Raw genomic sequence first — 3,999 nt, 5'->3', positions numbered from 1 at the left:
GAAATTCTTGGCTAAGAGGTGGATTAGAGCTCATATTAGTCATCTTGCGATGCTTTAGTTAAATTCTTCAATACGCAAATCTTAACTTGATTTACTATATTGCGGCTGATATTTGTGTTTTACCTAATTTTATAAATTTTATTACTCGCTCCCTTGGATCTATATTGCCCTGTTGCCATTTTTCCTTTCATGATATCATATCTATTATGTTAATTTAAATGGCTATATAGGTTAATATTCTTCGCTGGAGGTTATGGTTTAATTCTTGTCTGTTTGATTAATGATAAAAATAATATTGCATATATTGTTAATATGTTGATTATAAAGGTGGTTATTTGAATTTTTCCCTATGATTTTAATCTAGATGGGTATGAGAGATAATCTTGCGAAAATGTTAGCTAATAAGGATTCCGTATCTTTGCTGAAAAATGATATGGATAAGCTAAGAGCTACTATAGATAATGAAAGGGCAACCAATAGAGATATGTTAAAAGCTGATGCATATAAGAGGATGCTTCTGCTTCTTGGATCTTGTGCGGGTACTGTAAGTGGTATAGCGAAAAATAGCAGAACTGGTGCCTTAGAGCATGTAAAAAAGCCGGTTTCGGATGTTAACTTGCCTATAGGTTCATATATGGCTGGACATGGTGGAAGGAATGCACTGCATTTTGAAAAAACAAACTCAAAAGAAGTTCTGGAGTGGATTGCGGGTGGTAAAGATGGGATACATAGTACTTCTTACTCATTTGCCAATAATAGGGAAAGTGAGTTGACTGGAAATGAAATAATTTATGATAGGCACGCGGCGACACATTCTTATAAATATAAAAATAAAGAAATTCAAGAATTAAAAGGCAAGAGGTATGGTATATCGGGCATGCTCGGTATGATGGCTAACCCACGTGTATTAATTACATTGGATGGGTATATGCCGATTCGGTGGATTACGTATCCAATAACTGTTCTCATATGTACTGCATATAATTTGGTTGCTGTTGTTGGTAATGTTTTTGGGGCAAAAATGCCATTAGCAAATCCATTTAAAGAGCACAGTGAGCATTTTGGTTTAAATATTGGGATTGGTGGTGCTGGAAATAAGTATATCTCAGATCAAACAAAAACTATTTCATCAGATGGTAAGAGTGGGCATGTTTATCTTAATGTAAAAGGTAATATAATGGGTATTGGCCTTGAAGGAGCTGCGCCAAGGACAAGTGGTGCATTAGGTTCTCATTCGCTATCTGGTGCTGCGGACCAATTTTCGGCTGCGGAAGGTGAAAAATTTTCAATTAAGTTTGGTTCATCAACATTTAAGAGTTATATAAAAAATTATTTAGATGCTAAAAATATTTCTAATAATGGAGTATTAAATGCATATGTAGAGGGTGGAAAATTTCAAAAAACAGAGCTGATTTCAGCCTTAAGAGGCGTTGGTTTAGAGGTTAGTAAGCAGGGTAAAAGTGATTATTTATTAACAAATTTTGGCAATAACATATTAAAAAGTAACCCTGCTGCTGTTTTGCCGGATAATTATGGTGGGCTTCAGAGTAGTTATAGTAAAGCGGCGCTTAATGAAGTAATGAAAATAGATGTGGCTTCATTGCCAAATGAATTACCATACTTTAAGCCGCAGAACGATCTTGCTTCATTTATGAAGCAAGAGAAGGTATTTAACGATATAGATAATAAGCTATTATTAAAGAATAATCCCGATCTTTCTCTTGAAGCATGTGTAAAACTTAGTGCTCTATATGAAGTTGCTAAAGATGGTAAAGAAAAACAAAGTGCGCAAGAAAAACTGCAAGATATAGAAAAATCCTTAGAAGATGCAAAAAATCCCCAAAAAGCACAGGATATAATTACTAACCATCCTCATATGAAGAAGTTGAATGAGGTTGTTGAAGCATATAAATCTGGGCAAGACTATGCTAATAAATGTATGGAGATATTAGCAGATCCAGAGCGGCGCCAAGAAAAGGCTAGTGGTGTTGTGCAAAAAATACTAAATGATAAAGCTAAAGGATCGCAAGTTGAACCTAAGCCTGGAGTAAATGTACTGTAATTACATTTATTAGCATTATTGATAAAAGCAGAATACATCACTTAGTGATGGTTACTGGATAAAGCTAAAGGATCACAAGCTGAACCTAAGCCTGGAGTAAATGTCATGTAATTACATTTACTCACATTGTTGATAAAAGCAGAATATATCACTTAGTGTACTGTTGCTTCTAACTAAAAGTGGTATTACTATGCGTTGCACCTATCCTTTATATGGGTGTTTTTAAGCATTTTCTCCACTTCCCCTATATGAGTTTCCTCTTCAACTATAAGCTTCCTAGCATATTCTTCAAGCATAATAGATTTACCAGAAACTAAATCTAAAAGCTTATAATAAAGCATCAAAGAGCCTTTCTCATGCTCTAAGCTTTCTTCAAGCATTTGGTGCGTATTATGACAATAGCTTTCACTAATCTTTGATATATTTAATGATGGGTGGCCACCGAAATGTACAATCATTTCACCAGCTTCACTAGCATGCCTCAGACCTTCTTGTGCTTGTTCTTTCATCCATTGGACTATTGGTATTCTATTATGCCCCACTATCATCAAAGAGTAGTGTGTATATATAATAACCCCAGACATTTCTAGCTCTAGTATTTTATTTAAAATATCTATGGCTTTTTCTTTTACATTATCAGATAAAATCATACTTATCGAAAAACTATACGTAATAAATCACATAACGCATCTGATACAAAACTATATTAAAATCAATCAATTACACTGACCTAATCGAAATTTGTTCCGATAAAGCTATACGTAATGCAAGTGTAGTTGAAGAATGTTAAGATATCTAGTGTGTGAGACAAGTTTTTCCCCAAGCGGTTGTAGGACTTTATGGCTTAGTTTATTCAGAATTTACAGCGGCTTTTATATTAAGCTGTTATGTGCGCAACTATTTGAGTTATCTCCTGCATAATTTAATTTAGTCCCTTTTCTAGTAGCTAATATTTTAGTTGCTAGCTTGAGATCAAAAGATCCGAGATTGCTTGCTGTATAGAGCGTTAACAAATTGGCGGTATAATAAGCGACAATATCGATTTTTAATTACAAATAGTCATAACCAATTTTGCAAAATAGATGAGCTATTCATATAATCTTCTCTTGAAAAATAAAATGAAAGTCTATCATGAAAAATGCTGTATTGCGTCAAATTGCTTCTTTAAAAGAAGCGAATCCAGAGCAGGTCTCAGAAATATTAATGAAGGATATTGATGGGTATCCATTGATACGATTCCTTTTGTCTGATGTGTATGATCAAGAAAGATGAGAATTAATTAGCTCATTGGTTAGTAAGCAAGCGATATTAGATGAAATTTTTAGATACGTGTGTAACATGGTTCAGCGCCATGAAATAATCAATTTTAAAGGAGAGATACTTTGTGTATTTGAGCAATTAGGTATAAAAAATAATCATGATAGTGATTCATTCCCAAAACTGTCTTACAGCCATGAGTTTGATGCATCTACAATAGCAAAGCCATTAGGCTTAACTAAAGATGAAATTAACAAAAGTAAAGATAATGAACGTAAGAAGCAAGGCAGCCTTCATCATAAACTTCAGAGTATTATGCATGCATAGAGTGGAAAGAGTAGATCGGGTAGAGAGAAGCTTTCTTATAAGAACTGTATGGCTGAAATACGTAAATTATATAATGAAGGTATTGATTTTGATCTTATATATCAAGTAAGCGGAGGGAATGCTATATTTAAAGCAGCGTATATTAGGCGCTAGTGTGCATATTCTCAATAATAATAATGAGAATGTGCTTCATGTTTTGGCTAAGAATGCACAAATCTCAGCAAAAGATGTTAAGAAATCGTTAAAGTATATGGTTAGGCACTGTTAACAAAGGTTTTGCCAAATAATGGAAAAGATGCAATATTATATTGGAGGCGATAAATATGGTATTTAGATGGATAAAAGGTTGTTTC

At 33.8% G+C, this 3,999-nt stretch carries 4 protein-coding genes; 3 read left to right on the top strand and 1 reads right to left on the bottom strand.

The features are described 5' to 3' along the window. The first annotated feature begins 370 nt into the window (after nt 1-370). Nucleotides 371-2,062, top strand: a complete 1,692-nt coding sequence (locus Cyrtocomes_RS05540; protein WP_322498196.1) for a hypothetical protein — start codon at nt 371-373, stop codon at nt 2,060-2,062. Nucleotides 2,063-2,250: 188 nt separating this feature from the next. Here Cyrtocomes_RS05540 and Cyrtocomes_RS05535 read toward each other — a convergent pair whose 3' ends face one another. Next, nucleotides 2,251-2,712, bottom strand: coding sequence for a ferritin-like domain-containing protein (locus tag Cyrtocomes_RS05535; RefSeq protein WP_322498195.1), 462 nt, complete (start codon nt 2,710-2,712; stop codon nt 2,251-2,253). A gap of 481 nt (nt 2,713-3,193) precedes the next feature. On the opposite strand from Cyrtocomes_RS05535, the gene Cyrtocomes_RS05530 reads away from it, so the two are divergent. Together Cyrtocomes_RS05530 and Cyrtocomes_RS05525 are read left to right on the top strand one after the other, a co-directional pair. Beyond that, nucleotides 3,194-3,334, top strand: coding sequence for a hypothetical protein (locus tag Cyrtocomes_RS05530; RefSeq protein WP_322498194.1), 141 nt, complete (start codon nt 3,194-3,196; stop codon nt 3,332-3,334). Between the two features lie 66 nt (nt 3,335-3,400). Beyond that, nucleotides 3,401-3,646 (top strand): hypothetical protein, encoded by a 246-nt coding sequence (locus tag Cyrtocomes_RS05525; protein ID WP_322498193.1) that lies wholly within the window; start codon nt 3,401-3,403, stop codon nt 3,644-3,646. Nucleotides 3,647-3,999: the final 353 nt, after the last annotated feature.

The sequence above is a fragment of the Candidatus Cyrtobacter comes genome (assembly GCF_034470605.1).
Taxonomy (GTDB): domain Bacteria; phylum Pseudomonadota; class Alphaproteobacteria; order Rickettsiales; family Midichloriaceae; genus Cyrtobacter; species Cyrtobacter comes.
Note: the sequence above shows the minus strand (reverse complement) of the source record. Positions and strands in the feature narration are given on the sequence as shown.

What these genes read in the sequence shown, in the direction of transcription:
- Cyrtocomes_RS05535 (WP_322498195.1), bottom strand. Translation starts at nt 2,712, where the DNA reads ATGATTTTATCTGATAATGTAAAAGAAAAAGCCATAGATATTTTAAAT.
- Cyrtocomes_RS05530 (WP_322498194.1), top strand. Translation starts at nt 3,194, where the DNA reads ATGAAAAATGCTGTATTGCGTCAAATTGCTTCTTTAAAAGAAGCGAAT.
- Cyrtocomes_RS05525 (WP_322498193.1), top strand. Translation starts at nt 3,401, where the DNA reads ATGGTTCAGCGCCATGAAATAATCAATTTTAAAGGAGAGATACTTTGT.
- Cyrtocomes_RS05540 (WP_322498196.1), top strand. Translation starts at nt 371, where the DNA reads ATGAGAGATAATCTTGCGAAAATGTTAGCTAATAAGGATTCCGTATCT.